Annotated in this window: 11 protein-coding genes; 7 read left to right on the top strand and 4 right to left on the bottom strand. The window is 51.9% G+C overall.

From position 1 onward, the window contains the following. Positions 1–34: 34 nt before the first annotated feature. Positions 35–1,186, top strand: coding sequence for an MFS transporter (locus IAI47_RS12890; RefSeq protein ID WP_003849339.1), 1,152 nt, complete (start codon positions 35–37; stop codon positions 1,184–1,186). A 51-nt stretch (positions 1,187–1,237) separates the two neighbouring features. Here the strand turns inward: IAI47_RS12890 and pflA are convergent, their stop codons facing one another. The 4 genes from pflA to ycaO all read right to left on the bottom strand — a co-directional run bounded on the left by pflA (position 1,238) and on the right by ycaO (position 7,490). Further along, the gene (pflA, locus tag IAI47_RS12885; RefSeq protein WP_008925842.1) at positions 1,238–1,978 is read right to left on the bottom strand and encodes a pyruvate formate lyase 1-activating protein; all 741 of its coding nucleotides are present in this window, start codon (positions 1,976–1,978) and stop codon (positions 1,238–1,240) included. A gap of 165 nt (positions 1,979–2,143) precedes the next feature. Beyond that, complete coding sequence (gene pflB, locus IAI47_RS12880; RefSeq protein ID WP_008925843.1) at positions 2,144–4,426, bottom strand: formate C-acetyltransferase; 2,283 nt, start codon at positions 4,424–4,426, stop codon at positions 2,144–2,146. 70 nt (positions 4,427–4,496) lie between these two features. Further along, positions 4,497–5,357, bottom strand: coding sequence for a formate transporter FocA (gene focA / locus IAI47_RS12875; protein ID WP_003849342.1), 861 nt, complete (start codon positions 5,355–5,357; stop codon positions 4,497–4,499). A gap of 369 nt (positions 5,358–5,726) precedes the next feature. Next, complete coding sequence (ycaO, locus tag IAI47_RS12870) at positions 5,727–7,490, bottom strand: 30S ribosomal protein S12 methylthiotransferase accessory factor YcaO (RefSeq protein WP_003849343.1); 1,764 nt, start codon at positions 7,488–7,490, stop codon at positions 5,727–5,729. A 313-nt stretch (positions 7,491–7,803) separates the two neighbouring features. On the opposite strand from ycaO, the gene serC reads away from it, so the two are divergent. The 6 genes from serC to IAI47_RS12840 all read left to right on the top strand — a co-directional run bounded on the left by serC (position 7,804) and on the right by IAI47_RS12840 (position 15,753). Next, positions 7,804–8,889 (top strand): 3-phosphoserine/phosphohydroxythreonine transaminase, encoded by a 1,086-nt coding sequence (gene serC, locus IAI47_RS12865; protein ID WP_003849345.1) that lies wholly within the window; start codon positions 7,804–7,806, stop codon positions 8,887–8,889. 81 nt (positions 8,890–8,970) lie between these two features. Next, a complete protein-coding gene (gene aroA / locus IAI47_RS12860) occupies positions 8,971–10,257 on the top strand; it encodes a 3-phosphoshikimate 1-carboxyvinyltransferase (RefSeq protein ID WP_003849347.1) in 1,287 nt (428 codons plus the stop codon). Between the two features lie 200 nt (positions 10,258–10,457). After that, positions 10,458–11,144, top strand: a complete 687-nt coding sequence (gene cmk, locus IAI47_RS12855) for a (d)CMP kinase (RefSeq protein ID WP_008925844.1) — start codon at positions 10,458–10,460, stop codon at positions 11,142–11,144. Between the two features lie 108 nt (positions 11,145–11,252). Then, a complete protein-coding gene (gene rpsA, locus IAI47_RS12850; RefSeq protein WP_003849352.1) occupies positions 11,253–12,926 on the top strand; it encodes a 30S ribosomal protein S1 in 1,674 nt (557 codons plus the stop codon). 82 nt (positions 12,927–13,008) lie between these two features. Then, positions 13,009–13,293 (top strand): integration host factor subunit beta, encoded by a 285-nt coding sequence (gene ihfB, locus IAI47_RS12845; protein ID WP_003849360.1) that lies wholly within the window; start codon positions 13,009–13,011, stop codon positions 13,291–13,293. 204 nt (positions 13,294–13,497) lie between these two features. After that, positions 13,498–15,753, top strand: coding sequence for a DNA internalization-related competence protein ComEC/Rec2 (locus IAI47_RS12840; protein WP_008925845.1), 2,256 nt, complete (start codon positions 13,498–13,500; stop codon positions 15,751–15,753). Positions 15,754–15,768: the final 15 nt, after the last annotated feature.

The raw sequence follows: 15,768 nt of genomic DNA, 5'->3' as shown, positions 1-15,768 counted from the left end.
CAATTTCCTTCATTTGCTCTGGTTTCTATCCCCTATGTCAACCTGGTCACGCCCCGTGATACTGCTGCTTTGCGGCCTGATGTTAATGACTGTCGCAATTGCCGTGCTGAATACGCTCGTTCCACTGTGGCTGACGCATGACTTACTGACAACCTGGCAGGTGGGTATAGTAAGTTCGTCTTATTACACCGGTAATCTCGCAGGCACGCTGCTGGCTGGCTGGTTAATCAGACAGTACGGCTTCAATCGCAGCTATTACCTGGCTACCGTGATGTTTGCCGTCGCGACCCTGTGCCTGGCGATGATGTCGGGCTTCTGGGCCTGGAGTTCAATGCGATTCATCGCGGGTGTCGGCTGTGCGCTGATGTGGGTGGTGGTTGAGAGCGCACTTCTGTGCAGCGGCACGGTGCGTAATCGCGGACAACTGCTGGCGGCCTACATGGTTGTCTATTACATCGGTACTGTGACCGGCCAGTTACTGGTCAGCAAACTCTCTACGGAATTACTCAGCGTGATCCCGTGGGTAACCTCGCTGGTCTTCTGCGCCGTGCTGCCGCTGGTCTTTACCCGCGTTTCCAGTAATGGTGAAGCGACAGAGGCGGCTCCGGCCCGCATCTGGCCGATGCTGCGTCGTCGTAGTTCCCGCCTGGGTATTAATGGCTGCATCATCTCTGGCATCCTTCTGGGCTCGCTTTATGGCCTGATGCCGCTTTACCTGTCACATCAGGGAATGAGTGACGCAAATGTCGGTTACTGGATGGCGTTGCTGGTCAGCGCAGGTATTGTGGGCCAGTGGCCCGTTGGCCGCCTGGCCGATCGTTTTGGTCGCATGCTGGTGCTACGGGTTCAGGTTTTTGTCGTTATCCTGGGCGCGATGGCCATGTTGACCAATGCCGCGATGGCGCCTGCGCTGTTTGTGCTGGGCCTGGCAGGCTTCACACTCTATCCGGTGGCGATGTCCTGGGCTTGTGAGACGGTCGCCCACCATGAGCTGGTTGCAATGAACCAGGCGTTGCTGATGAGTTATACCGTAGGCAGTCTGGCAGGACCGGCAATGACCTCTGTTCTGATGCAGAATTATTCTGACCAGCTATTGTTCGTGATGATCGCGGCTGTGGCGCTGATTTATCTGGTTATGCTGCTGCGCAAAACGAATCATCAGGCTACGCCAGTGGCACATGCCTGATCGCCATTTGGCCAAAAGGGAGCATTAAGCTCCCTTTTTTGTGGCCGATTGTTAGTACATCACTTCGTGGCCGTAACTGGCGAGAATGTTTTTCACGCGCTCCATCGTCTCTTTACCCGGCGGCTTTACGCCATCCAGCTTGTACTCTTCACCCATCGCAATCCATTTATGCTTACCCAGTTCGTGATAGGGCAGCAATTCAATCTTCTCAACGTTCTGCATATCACGGGTGAATTCGCCCAGGCGATGCGCGGTGTCATCGTCATCGGAATAGCCCGGTACGACAACGAAACGGATCCAGGTTCTCTTGCCTTTTTTCTGCAGATAACGGGCAAAGTCCAGGGTACGGTGATTAGAGACCCCCACCAGAATCTGATGCACATCGTCATTCATCTGTTTCAGGTCGAGCATCACTAAGTCAGTAACATCAAGCAGTTCATCGATCACCGGATCATAGCGGCGTACGAAACCGTTCGTGTCGAGACAGGTATGAATGCCTTCCGCTTTACAGGCGCGAAACCAGTCGCGCACAAATTCAGCCTGAAGAATCGCTTCACCACCAGAGGCCGTAACACCGCCGCCAGAGGCGTTCATAAAATGGCGATAGGAAAGCACATCCGCCATCAGCGCTTCAACGCTGATCTCTTTGCCGCCGTGGGTATCCCAGGTGTCGCGGTTGTGGCAGTAGAGGCAGCGCATCAGGCAGCCCTGAAAGAAGGTGATAAAACGGATGCCGGGACCATCGACGGTGCCGCAGGATTCAAATGAGTGGATACGACCGTTAACTGACATTGCGATGTGTTCTCCAGTAAGTCTGCCGGGACAGACGGCGCAATCTCTGTTGCGCTCAGGGCAGGAAATCGATTCTGGTGGGAACCTTGATAAAGATGACCAACAAAACAGACTTTTAAGGAAAAGGCTCCGCGAGGAGCCTTTTTATATCGGGTTGAGCCGTGATTACAGTGACTGTGTGAAGGTACGGGTAATCACATCCTGCTGCTGCTCTTTAGTCAGGGAGTTAAAGCGCACAGCATAACCGGAAACGCGGATGGTCAGCTGCGGATACTTCTCTGGATGCTCCATCGCGTCCAGCAGCATTTCACGGTTCATGACATTGACGTTAAGGTGCTGACCGCCTTCGATGCTCGCTTCATGATGGAAGTAACCATCCATCAGACCGGCAAGGTTAGTTTTACGCACGTTATCATCTTTACCCAGCGCGTTTGGCACGATTGAGAAGGTATAAGAGATGCCATCTTTCGCATAGGCAAACGGCAGTTTCGCGACGGAAGTCAGTGAAGCCACCGCACCTTTCTGGTCACGGCCATGCATTGGGTTAGCACCGGGTCCAAACGGTGCACCAGCACGACGTCCATCCGGTGTGTTACCGGTTTTCTTACCATACACCACGTTTGAGGTGATGGTCAGAACAGACTGTGTCGGCACGGCATTACGATAGGTGGTCAGCTGCTGAATTTTCTTCATGAAGCGTTCAACCAGATCGCAGGCCAGGTCATCAACGCGGGAGTCGTTGTTACCGAACTGTGGATATTCACCTTCGATGTCGAAGTCGATCGCCAGACCATCTTCATCACGAATCGGTTTCACTTTGGCATATTTAATCGCAGACAGTGAATCCGCAGCAACGGAGAGACCAGCGATGCCACACGCCATGGTGCGATAGACGTCACGGTCATGCAGGGCCATCAGCGCTGCTTCGTAGCTGTACTTATCATGCATGTAGTGAATGATGTTCAGCGAAGTCACATACTGTTTTGCCAGCCAGTCCATGAAGTGATCCATACGCTCCATGACGGTGTCGAAGTCCAGCACATCATCGCTGATTTTGTCGCCTTTCGGTCCAACCTGCATTTTCAGTTTTTCATCCACGCCGCCGTTGATTGCGTAGAGCAGGGTTTTCGCCAGGTTGGCACGTGCACCAAAGAACTGCATTTGTTTGCCGACAATCATCGGGCTGACGCAACAGGCGATGGCGTAGTCATCATTGTCGAAATCAGGACGCATCAGGTCATCGTTCTCATACTGCAGAGATGAGGTGTCGATTGAGACTTTAGCGGCATATTTTTTGAAATTAATTGGCAGTTTTTCTGACCACAGAATGGTCATGTTCGGCTCAGGTGAAGGACCCATGGTGTACAGGGTATTCAGGAAGCGGAAGGTACTTTTTGAAACCAGAGTACGGCCATCAACGCCCATACCTGCCAGTGATTCGGTTGCCCAGATTGGGTCACCTGAGAACAGCTCATCATATTCAGGAGTACGCAGGAAGCGAACCATACGCAGTTTCATGACCAGATGGTCAATCAGTTCCTGTGCCTGTTCTTCAGTCAGTTTACCGGCTTTAAGGTCACGCTCGATGTAAACATCCAGGAAGGTTGAGACGCGGCCAAAGGACATGGCAGCACCGTTTTGTGATTTAACGGCAGCAAGGTAGCCATAATAAGTCCACTGTACGGCTTCAACGGCATTGGTTGCCGGGCCCGAAATGTCGTGGCCATATTTCGCGGCCATCTCTTTAATCTGCGCCAGCGCACGATGCTGATCCGAGATCTCTTCACGCAGACGAATGGTCGCTTCCAGATTCATGCCATTCTCTAAATCGTTCTGCAGAGAGGCGAACTGGGAGAATTTATCCGCCATCAGGAAATCGATGCCGTAGAGAGCCACGCGACGATAGTCACCGATGATGCGGCCACGTCCATAGGCATCGGGTAAACCGGTCAGGATACCTGATTTACGGCAGCGCATGATGTCCGGGGTGTAAACGTCGAACACGCCCTGATTATGCGTTTTACGGTATTCGGTGAAGATTTTTTTCAGTGAAGGATCGAGTTCACGGCCATAGACTTTGCATGAACCTTCGACCATTTTGATGCCGCCAAAAGGAATCAGCGCGCGTTTTAATGGTGCCTCAGTCTGCAGACCAACGATTTTTTCCAGCGACTTATTGATGTAGCCTGCGTCGTGCGAGGTAATCGTTGAGGCGAGGTCGGTGTCGAAGTCAACTGGCGCGTGGGTGCGGTTTTCAATTTTGATGCCTTCCAGCACGCTTTCCCACAGTTTAGTGGTCGCTTCAGTTGCGCCCGCCAGGAACGACTCATCACCTTCATAAGGAGTGTAGTTTTTCTGAATGAAGTCGCGCACATTGACGCTATTCTGCCATTCGCCTTCAGCAAATCCTTCCCATGCTGAAGCCAGTTTTGCATTAAGTTCGGTCATAATATACCTGCCTTATATGAAGAGACTTTACGGTCGGGCACAGTCAACGTCCTGTGCCGTCAAAATGTGTTTAATGGACCTGGTCACCTTTACGGAGATAGATAACCCAGTAGGTCAACCCAACCAGAATGCCGCCGCCAATGATGTTGCCAATGGTCACAGGAATCAGGTTGTCGAGAATAAAGTTGCTCACGGTAAGCGAGTGAAACTGTGCCGCCGTGGTGCCAGCAGCCTGCCAGAATTCAGGTGCCGCGAAGTCGCGAATGACAATGGCATAAGGAATCAGAAACATATTGGCGATGCTGTGCTCGAAACCGCTGGCGACAAACATGCCAACAGGCAAAATCATTACCACCAGCTTATCGGTCAGGGTACGGCCGGAGTAACTCATCCAGACGGCGAGGCAGACCAGCAAATTCGCCAGCGTACCCAGACAAACCGCTTCGATGAATGTGTGATGCATTTTGTGATCGGCGGTTTCCAGGACATTCAATCCCCAGGCGCCATTCGCGACCATATGCTGTCCGGCAAACCACATCAGGGCGACAAAGAAGAGGGCACCTGCAAGGTTACCGGCGTAAACGTTAATCCAGTTGCGGGCCAGCTGTCCCCAGCTGATGCGGCCACTGGCTTTGGCGACGACGATTAAGACAGTAGAAGTAAAGAGGTCAGCGCCACACACGACGACCAGCATCAGGCCGAGTGAGAAACAGACACCGCCAATCAGTTTGGCTATGCCATAGGGCATCGTGCCGCTGCCGGTGGTCGCTGTAATATAAAAAACGAATGCGATGGAGATAAATACGCCAGCGTTTATCGCCAGAAAGAAGGTGGTGAAGGGATGTTTGGTTGCTTTATAGATACCGGCGTCTTCGGCCACTTTCGCCATTGCGGCTGGTAATAAAAGATTAAAAGGGTTGTCAGTTTTCACACTAACTTACTCCAGAAGTTGTCTGGAAAAATACTAACAAAGGAGTATAGGTCAGGAATTGATATGGATCATGTTTGCCGACGTGGCAGCCTGTAAATCGCAGAGGAAAAGCGAAATAAATCTCTAACTGTTTGAAATTATTTATTTAAATAAATTTTAAAAATGCAAAATTTTTTTAATGTAAAAAGACTTACCCTTTTGAAGGGCCTGCCTGATGAGTAATTAATGGCTGATATGTTAATTAAAATGATTTGATGTAATTGAATGGATTTTAATACAGCTAATGTTCCACAAGGAAGGCAGAAAATTATGGCACCAGAAAACTCCGGTGCCATGTTAATCCTCTTTTTGGCTCAGTCGCGTTATAACTTACGCATTTTTCCAGTAGAGACGCTTAGCCGCCTGCAGTTTTTCGTAAGCAGCAAGCAGGGACTGATGGGCCGGGAATGCCTGCAGTTCATCATCAACGGCCTGCAGGCCGTTAAATGGATGTTCACCACTGATGGCGGCTGAGGCTGCTTCCATCGCGCTTTCACCGTACATACGCAGGAAGGCGTGATGATACTGCAGCGGATCACGCTCATCTTCCATTGCCAGTAACAGCAGAGTCTGCAGGCAACGATAGTAGTTAGCCCGCTCTGGCGTAAAGATGGAGCTGTTAAACTCCATTGTCCACTCTGTCCATATCAGTGCCTGATCCAGATCGCCACCCGCCAGCGCCAGCATCGCTTTTAATTCGCCAACACGCAGTGTGTACCAGCCGTTGTCTTTACCGGTTGCCAGACCCAGCAGTTCGCGAACGCGAGTGAAGTCGTCAAAACCTTCATCATCAAGCTGTCCAATCAGATCCAGATACTCTTCCGGATTCCAGTTGCTTTCAGGCAGGGCCAGCAGGGTTTCACGAATGCCAGCGCCCATGCTGTTATTCGCCAGGAAGAGATCTTCGGCAGGGTAGATATCAGACATCCCCGGTACGATGATGCGGCAGGCATAGACACCCAGATGCTCGTAGTCAGCAATATAGACTTCCTGATCTTCCGAGGCAAAGATGGCCATCAGTGTGGAGAATTCCTGCTCGGTGCTGCCTGCAAATGACCAGTCAACAAAGGGATAGTCCGCTGTTTCTTTAAACAGATCCCATGAGATAAGACCGCTTGAATCAATGAAATGGGTCTCCAGATTGGCATGTTCAGCGACTTCTTCATCATCAAAAGTCGGTGGCGTGAACACATCAAGATCTTTCAGGCTTCGGCCCTGCAGCAGCTCAGTGACAGTTCGTTCCAGTGCCACACCAAAATCGGGGTGGGCACCAAAGGAGGCAAAACAGGTTCCGTTGGTCGGGTTAAACAGCACCACACAAATCACCGGATATTTACCGCCCAGCGAGGCGTCATAAGCGAAAATCGGGAAGCCTTCCGCTTCAAGGCGGGCAATCGCTTCGATCACCTCCGGATAACGCTGCATTACCTCATCAGGAATCGCAGGCAGGCTGATTGCTTCCGCGATGATGCGGTTCTTGATGTAGCGCTCAAACACTTCGGAGAGGCCCTGAACACGCGCTTCATTCGCGGTGTTTCCTGCGGACATGCCATTTGAGACATAGAGGTTGCCGATGATATTCATCGGGATGTAAACAGTTTGCTGATCCGACTGGCGGGTAAACGGCAGGGCGCAGATACCGCGCTCAGCATTGCCAGACTGCAGATCAATCAGGCCGGAAGCCGTCAGAGCATTGTCAGGATCGTAAAACGCGTTCAGGCGCGCATCCAGAATGCCTTCAGGTAAGGAATCATCCTCAGGTAACGCGAACCATTTTTCATTGGGATAGTGAACAAAGTCGCCGTTCGCGATCTTTTTGCCCAGCCAGAAGTCAGCAAAAAAGTAGTTAGTTGAGAGACGCTCAAAATATTCGCCCAGTGCAGAGGCCAGCGCAGCTTTTTTACTGGCGCCCTTGCCGTTGGTAAAGCAGAGCGGGCAATCGCGGTCGCGGATATGCACTGACCAGACATGGGGAACAGGATTCAGCCAGGAAGCTTCTTCAATGTTAAAGCCGAGATCCTGCAGCTTGTTCTGGAAACGCGCAATGGAGTCTTCCAGTGCGGCATCTTTGCCCGGGATAAATGTTTGCGTCATAGTGCCGCTCTCTCTGTTGTCATGGGGTGCGTAAAGCGCGCAATGATACGGATTTTGCTTACAGACCGCTATCAGGGCGGGACATTTTTACGGGCTTAGTTTTTATCACATCGGCTCTCAGGCCAAACGTGGATTAATGGTGCTGGATGAAGCCTCACAAAATTCCGCGCTGGTTTGCATTGGTAACATAACCTCCGGCGAGGCATATTCAGAAAATGTGACCGCGCCCTGATTTATGATTGCAGCTATCAGTATGCAGTGATAAAACCGAATGGTTATTCATAACCGTTCGATATGACAGTGGTGAGGGGAAATGACGCAAGTTTATAATTTTAGCTCTGGCCCGGCGATGCTACCGGTTGAAGTCCTTCGTCGTGCAGAACAGGAACTGACGAACTGGCGCGGTCTGGGTACCTCTGTAATGGAGATCAGTCACCGCAGTAAAGAGTTTATTCAGGTAGCTGAAGAAGCAGAGCAGGACTTCCGTGATCTGCTAAAAATACCGGCCAATTACAAAGTTTTATTCTGTCATGGCGGCGCGCGCGCGCAGTTTGCTGCTGTACCCGGTAATCTGCTGGGTCAGGCGACAACTGCTGACTATGTTGATGGCGGCTACTGGGCGCATAGCGCAATAAAAGAAGCGGAAAAGTATTGTTCCCCACGCACGCTGGATGTCAAAACAACCCGCGACGGTAAACGCGCTATCCTGCCGATGAGCGAATGGGCGGTAAGTGAGGCATCCGCTTACCTGCATTTTTGCCCGAATGAAACCATTGATGGCATCGCCATTGATGAACAGCCTGACTTCGGCAGTAAAACCGTTGTTGCTGATTTCTCCTCTACCATTCTGTCTCGTCCGATCGATGTGAGTCGTTATGGCGTGATTTATGCGGGTGCGCAGAAAAATGTAGGCCCGGCCGGATTAACGCTGGTGGTTGTGCGTGAAGATCTGCTGGGCCAGGCGCATGCCTCAGTGCCTTCAATCCTCGATTACAAAGTACTGGCCGATAACGATTCGATGTTTAACACCCCACCGACGTTTGCATGGTATCTGTCGGGGCTGGTATTTAAATGGCTGAAAGAGAAGGGCGGTGTCGCTGAAATTGATCGTATTAATCAGGCAAAATCTGACCTGCTTTATGGCGTTATCGATCACAGTGGTTTTTACCGTAATGATGTGGCGACAGAAAACCGTTCACGCATGAACATTCCTTTCCAGCTGGCGGATGCGTCACTGGATGCGCTGTTCCTGGAAGAGTCATTTAAGGCGGGATTGCATGCGCTTAAAGGACATCGTGTAGTAGGCGGTATGCGCGCCTCTATCTATAATGCGATGCCGCTGGAAGGTGTGAAAGCGCTGACCGATTTCATGGTCGATTTTGAACGTCGCCACGGCTGATTATTAAAATATCAGCACTAATGCTGATGCCAGACCTCGTCACACGGCGAGGTCTCTGTATTTTTGAGGATTTCGTTTCACATGCAGGACTCCCTGACTCTCCAACCCATTTCGCGTGTCGATGGCACCGTGAACCTGCCAGGTTCTAAGAGCGTTTCTAATCGCGCATTGCTGCTGGCTGCGCTGGCTAAAGGCACTACCCGTCTCACCAACCTGCTCGACAGCGACGATGTAAAGCATATGCTGAATGCGCTGACCGCGCTGGGCGTAAGCTATACGCTTTCAGACGATCGTACCGTGTGTGAAGTCACGGGGAATGCAGGACCACTGAACGCATCTCAACCGCTGTCACTGTTTCTGGGCAACGCCGGCACCGCTATGCGTCCATTGGCCGCAGCACTTTGCCTGGGCGAGCACGATATCGAACTGACCGGCGAACCCCGCATGAAAGAGCGTCCAATCGGGCATCTGGTCGATGCGCTTCGTCAGGGTGGCGCAACCATTGAGTACCTGGAAAACGAAAACTATCCGCCGCTGCGTTTACGCGGTGGTTTTACCGGCGGTGATGTCAGTGTGGATGGCAGTGTTTCCAGTCAGTTCCTGACGGCGCTGCTGATGACCGCGCCGCTGGCGCAGCAGGATACCTGCATCACGATTAAAGGTGATTTGGTTTCCAAACCTTACATCGACATTACGCTCAATCTTATGCAGTGCTTTGGCGTCGACGTTGAGAATCAGAGCTATCAGCGTTTCCTGATTAAGGGACAGCAGCAGTATCAGTCACCGGGCGATTACCTGGTGGAAGGTGATGCCTCTTCCGCTTCTTATTTCCTGGCGGCTGCAGCCATAAAAGGCGGAACGGTCCGGGTCACCGGTATCGGACGCCAGAGTATGCAGGGTGACATTCGGTTTGCTGACGTGCTGGAAAAGATGGGTGCTGCGATCGAATGGGGCGATGATTACATTGCCTGTACGGCTGGAAAGCTGCAGGCCATTGATATGGACATGAACCATATCCCGGATGCTGCAATGACCATTGCCACCACGGCGCTGTTTGCAGAAGGCACCACCCAGTTACGTAATATTTATAACTGGCGGGTAAAAGAGACCGATCGATTGAGCGCAATGGCGACAGAGCTGCGTAAAGTCGGCGCGGAAGTCGAAGAGGGTCATGACTACATCCGTATTACCCCACCTGCGACGCTAAAGCATGCTGATATTGGCACCTACAATGATCACCGTATGGCAATGTGCTTTTCTCTGGTAGCACTGTCAGATACGCCAGTGACCATTCTTGATCCTGGCTGTACAGCTAAAACCTTCCCGGACTACTTCGTTCAGCTGGCTAAAATCAGCCAGAGCGCCTGATATCTCTCTCTTCCGGTGCGGTTCCGCACCGGATCTCCCCGGATTTAATCTGGCTGTAACGGCCCAGCGATCCTCTGAATTAACTAAAATTACGAACCCGGTTAGTGCGAAACAGTAACCAAGCCGCGCTATGCAGCGTATAATGCGAGTCATTAATGGTGACCGAAAGGTCAGGAAGCACGCAGCAACAGGAGGGAATAATGACAGTAACTGCCCCGGTCATAACTATTGATGGGCCAAGTGGAGCGGGAAAAGGAACACTGTGTAAAGCGATGGCAGAATCGCTGCAGTGGCATCTGCTGGACTCCGGTGCTATTTATCGCGTGCTGGCATTAGCCGCGTTGCATCATCAGGTCGACATCGAATCTGAAGAAGCGCTTGTGCCGATTGCTGCACACCTCGATGTGCGCTTTGTGTCACAAAATGGTGACATGCAGGTCATCCTTGAAGGTGAAGATGTTACCGGTGAAATCCGTACTCAGGAGGTCAGCAACACCGCGTCACGTGTTGCCGCGTTTCCACGGGTGCGCGAAGCGTTATTACGCCGCCAGCGCGGTTTCCGCGAGCTGCCGGGATTAATTGCTGATGGACGAGACATGGGCACCGTGGTTTTCCCGGAGGCGCCAGTGAAAATTTTCCTGGATGCCAGTCCGGAAGAACGTGCTCAGCGCCGTATGCTACAGTTGCAGGACAATGGCTTTAATGTTAACTTTGACCGCCTTTTAGCCGAGATAAAAGAACGCGACGACCGCGATCGCAACCGCGCAATCGCACCTTTAGTAGCCGCTGGCGATGCACTGGTTCTGGACTCTACCGAGATGTCTATCGATCAAGTCATCGAAAAAGCGCTACACTATGCCCGCGAGAAGCTGGGTATTACGGCTTAACTGAATTTATCACCCTGTACCATGGATCAGGTGCCGGGCATGTGAAACAACCCCATCCGACATGAAGTCAGATGGACGTTAAATTGAAGAATCCTGAAGATTATCAATATGACTGAATCTTTTGCTCAACTATTTGAAGAATCCTTAAAAACAATCGAAACCCGCCCGGGTTCTATCGTTCGTGGCATCGTCGTTTCTATCGACAAAGATGTCGTTCTGGTTGATGCGGGTCTGAAATCTGAATCTGCAATTCCTGCAGAGCAGTTCAAGAACGCAGCCGGCGAACTGGAAATCCAGGTAGGCGACGAAGTTGATGTTGCTCTGGATGCAGTGGAAGACGGCTTCGGTGAAACCCTGCTGTCCCGTGAGAAAGCGAAGCGCCATGAAGCATGGATCACGCTGGAGAAAGCTTACGAAGACGCTGAAACTGTTACCGGTGTTATCAACGGCAAAGTTAAAGGCGGCTTCACAGTTGAGCTCAACGGTATCCGTGCGTTCCTGCCAGGTTCACTGGTAGATGTGCGTCCGGTGCGCGATACGCTGCACCTGGAAGGCAAAGAGCTTGAATTCAAAGTGATCAAGCTGGATCAGAAACGCAACAACGTCGTGGTTTCACGTCGTGCGGTTATCGAATCCGAAAACAGCGCAGAGCGCGATCAGCTGCTGGAAAACCTGCAGGAAGGCATGGAAGTTAAAGGTATCGTTAAGAACCTCACTGACTACGGTGCATTCGTTGATCTGGGCGGCGTTGATGGCCTGCTGCACATCACTGACATGGCATGGAAACGCGTTAAGCATCCAAGCGAAATCGTTAACGTGGGCGACGAAATCACCGTTAAGGTGCTGAAGTTCGACCGCGAGCGTACCCGTGTTTCTCTGGGTCTGAAGCAGCTGGGCGAAGATCCATGGGTTGCTATCGCTAAACGCTATCCGGAAGGCACCCGCCTGACCGGTCGTGTTACCAACCTGACTGATTACGGCTGCTTCGTGGAAATCGAAGAAGGCGTTGAAGGTCTGGTACACGTGTCTGAAATGGACTGGACCAACAAAAACATCCATCCGTCTAAAGTTGTTAACGTAGGCGATGTTGTTGAAGTTATGGTTCTGGACATTGACGAAGAGCGTCGTCGTATCTCCCTGGGTCTGAAGCAGTGTAAATCTAACCCATGGCAGCTGTTCGCTGAGACGCACAACAAAGGCGATCGTGTTGAAGGTAAAATTAAGTCAATCACTGACTTCGGTATCTTCATCGGCCTGGATGGCGGCATCGACGGTCTGGTTCACCTGTCTGACATCTCCTGGAACGCGACTGGCGAAGAAGCCGTTCGTGAGTACAAAAAAGGCGACGAAATCGCTGCCGTTGTACTGCAGGTTGATGCAGAGCGCGAGCGTATCTCTCTGGGCGTTAAACAGCTGGCAGAAGATCCGTTCAACAACTACATCACTTTGAACAAGAAAGGTGCCATCGTCACCGGTAAAGTGACTGCAGTTGATGCTAAAGGTGCTACAGTTGAATTAGCAGACGGCGTTGAGGGTTACCTGCGCGCTTCTGAAGCTTCACTGGACCGCATTGAAGATGCAACTCTGGTTCTGAACGTTGGCGACGACGTTGAAGCTAAGTTCACCGGCGTTGATCGTAAAAACCGTGTCGTAAGCCTGTCTGTCCGTGCGAAAGACCAGGCTGATGAGAAAGAAGCTATCAATACTGTTAACACCAAACAGGAAGAAGGCAATTTCTCTAGCGCTATGGCTGAAGCGTTCAAAGCGGCTAAAGGCGAGTAATCGACCTGAAGCACCGGGTGGGCAACCACCCGGTTTCGGTAAAAGCTGTCATACATTCCTGTAGGGATAAACCGGAGGTTACATGACCAAGTCAGAACTGATCGAAAGACTGGCGGGACAGCATACTCATATACCGGCGAAAGTCGTTGAGGATGCAGTCAAAGAGATGCTTGAGCACATGGCCACTACGCTGGCACAGGGCGAGCGCATCGAAATCCGGGGATTCGGCAGCTTTTCTTTGCACTATCGCGCTCCGCGTACTGGACGTAACCCGAAAACGGGTGACAAAGTGGATCTGGAAGGTAAATACGTTCCCCACTTTAAGCCAGGCAAAGAGCTGCGCGATCGCGCAAACATCTACGGCTAAGCCGATACCGAACCCAATAAACGACATCTCCGGATGTCGTTTTTTTTTGCCTGCTATTCAGGCTGAGCACTGATATCCAGATTACTGTCGTCAACACTGCAAGGCCGCATTCTGTTTGTGAGGGCGCTCCAGCCTGCCTGATTGTTCCCTGTTAGTTTCACCTCAATTGCCCAGAATAATCGAACTGAAACAATGGATACGATTATGCTGACATGGACCGTTCTGGCGCGACTGGTGATCGTTGCAACATTACCGCTATTGCTGATGGCCCAACTGCCCTCAGGTAAGATGATGGTGATGCTGGTACTGATGGGCCTCGCTCTGCTCCATTGCCATTACCCATCCGTTCGCTGGACCGGTATTACGCTGCTGTTGCTGGCATGGGCTTTTAACGATGCCCGTCTGATGGTGCGGGATATTGAACAGCTCTCCGTACGTCCCGCCACCTTTACGCTTGAGATCAGTGAACTGCGGAAAGAGAGAAAGCAAATCCGGGTTCGGCTGCTGGAAGAAGAGGGCAGAATGATATTCCCTCCCCGCTATGCCTGGCTTTATTTCGATACTGATCAGGAAACTTATTGTCCGGGACAACGCTGGACGATGCGACTTCGTTTGAGACCAGTCCATGCTCGTCTCAATGAGGGCGATTTCGATGCGCAGCGTTTTGCTCTGGCTAATAATACGCCGCTCCAGGGCAGGATCCTTAATCAGGTTGCCGTTAGCGAACAGTGTAATGGACGCTGGCGATTTATTTTATGGCATCGCGACAGGACCCACTCCATGCCTGCACGTGCCACGCTGGAGGCACTCTCCTTTGGCATCAGGGATGAAATGAGCCAGCAGACTCGCCAGTTACTTCGGGATACCGGTACTGCGCATTTAATGGCGATATCGGGCATGCATATCGCCCTAGCCGCCAGCACCGGCTGGATCATTACGCGTGGGGTGCAATTTATCCTGCCAGCCCGGCGTATCGGCTATCTCCTTCCGCTTATCGTAAGCTGGCTATTTGCTGCAACCTATACCTGGCTCTCAGGAGCACAGCCTCCCGCAGCGCGTGCATTGCTGGCCCTGACGCTGTGGGCAATAACACGGTTTGCAGGTGTACAGCTCAATAGCTGGCAGGTCTGGACCTTCTGTATTGCATTGCTGCTGGTGACGGATCCGCTGACCGTTTTGTCTGACAGTTTCTGGCTCTCGGTACTGGCTGTAGGCATGCTGCTGGTCTGGTACCACTGGTTTCCCTTGCCTGCACGATTCCGTCATCAAAAGCGATGGATTCCGGTACTACTGCTGCATTTGCAGGTGGGCATGATGATTTTAATGGTGCCGTTGCAGGTAGCGATATTCAACGGGATCAGCCTGACCGCACTGCTGGCAAATCTGGTGGCAATTCCGGTCATCTCGTTCATTACCATGCCATTGATAACGTTTGCTTTGCTGCTGCCGATAGCGCCTGTATCGGGCTTCTTCTGGGGGGCGGCCGATCTTTCTGTGCGTGCACTGTTTCATTGTCTGGCTTTACTGCCGCCAGGATGGTGGCCGCTGAGTGGCACAACCTGGTTTACGATTATGGTATGGGGAAGTCTGATTCTCTGGCGTGCGCAGTTCTTCTTTTCTTTGCCATTGAGCAGCTTTGTGTTGGCGCTGGCGATGATATGGAGTCGCCAGTCCCATCAGGAGCCGGGCTGGCGCATCGATATGCTGGATATCGGGCACGGATTAAGCCTGGTGATCAGTCAGGGCAAGGAGGCGGTGATGTATGACACAGGGCCGCGCTGGCAGAACGATAACGCGGGGAGTCGGGTAATCATTCCATGGCTGGAGCGCAAACAGTTACGGTTAAAACAGATCATCCTGAGTCATAAACATCTCGATCATACCGGCGGACTGGAGGCGATTATGCAACGCTGGCCAGCGGTAGAAGTCAGAAGCGCGCTGGCAGAGAAAACGCATTTACCCTGCGTACGCGGCACGCAGTGGCGCTGGCGGCAACTCCACTTTCAGGTAGTCTGGCCGCTAACGGCACCTTTGCCGGGTGACAATAACGATTCCTGTGTGGTAATCGTTGATGATGGTCAGGTCCGGCTGATGTTAACCGGCGATATTGAAGCGAAAGCGGAACGTCAGTTGGTGGCGCTGGAAAAGCAGGGGCTAAAGGTGGATATTCTGCAGGTACCGCATCACGGCAGCCGTACCTCGTCGACCTCATTGCTGCTGCGCAAAACCGGCGGACACATCGCGATTGCCTCGCTCGCACGCTACAACGCATGGCGTATGCCCGCGAAAAGTGTTCTGGAAAACTATCGAACAGCCGGTTTTACATGGCTGGATACGGGCCAGTCAGGACAAATCAGTATCAGGGTAGAGCAGGGCAGCGTGCAGGTTTACACCCTACGGGAACAATTAATGCCCCGTTGGTATCATCAGTGGTTTGGCGTCAAACGCGAATCCAGGTAGAATGGCCGGCTATTT

Origin of the sequence: Pantoea sp. MT58, assembly GCF_014495885.1 — a bacterium.
Taxonomy (GTDB): domain Bacteria; phylum Pseudomonadota; class Gammaproteobacteria; order Enterobacterales; family Enterobacteriaceae; genus Pantoea; species Pantoea eucalypti.
This window is presented reverse-complemented; position numbering and strand designations above follow the sequence as displayed.

What these genes read in the sequence shown, in the direction of transcription:
- cmk (WP_008925844.1), top strand. Translation starts at nt 10,458, where the DNA reads ATGACAGTAACTGCCCCGGTCATAACTATTGATGGGCCAAGTGGAGCG.
- ycaO (WP_003849343.1), bottom strand. Translation starts at nt 7,490, where the DNA reads ATGACGCAAACATTTATCCCGGGCAAAGATGCCGCACTGGAAGACTCC.
- pflB (WP_008925843.1), bottom strand. Translation starts at nt 4,426, where the DNA reads ATGACCGAACTTAATGCAAAACTGGCTTCAGCATGGGAAGGATTTGCT.
- ihfB (WP_003849360.1), top strand. Translation starts at nt 13,009, where the DNA reads ATGACCAAGTCAGAACTGATCGAAAGACTGGCGGGACAGCATACTCAT.
- IAI47_RS12840 (WP_008925845.1), top strand. Translation starts at nt 13,498, where the DNA reads ATGCTGACATGGACCGTTCTGGCGCGACTGGTGATCGTTGCAACATTA.
- IAI47_RS12890 (WP_003849339.1), top strand. Translation starts at nt 35, where the DNA reads ATGTCAACCTGGTCACGCCCCGTGATACTGCTGCTTTGCGGCCTGATG.
- serC (WP_003849345.1), top strand. Translation starts at nt 7,804, where the DNA reads ATGACGCAAGTTTATAATTTTAGCTCTGGCCCGGCGATGCTACCGGTT.
- aroA (WP_003849347.1), top strand. Translation starts at nt 8,971, where the DNA reads ATGCAGGACTCCCTGACTCTCCAACCCATTTCGCGTGTCGATGGCACC.
- pflA (WP_008925842.1), bottom strand. Translation starts at nt 1,978, where the DNA reads ATGTCAGTTAACGGTCGTATCCACTCATTTGAATCCTGCGGCACCGTC.
- rpsA (WP_003849352.1), top strand. Translation starts at nt 11,253, where the DNA reads ATGACTGAATCTTTTGCTCAACTATTTGAAGAATCCTTAAAAACAATC.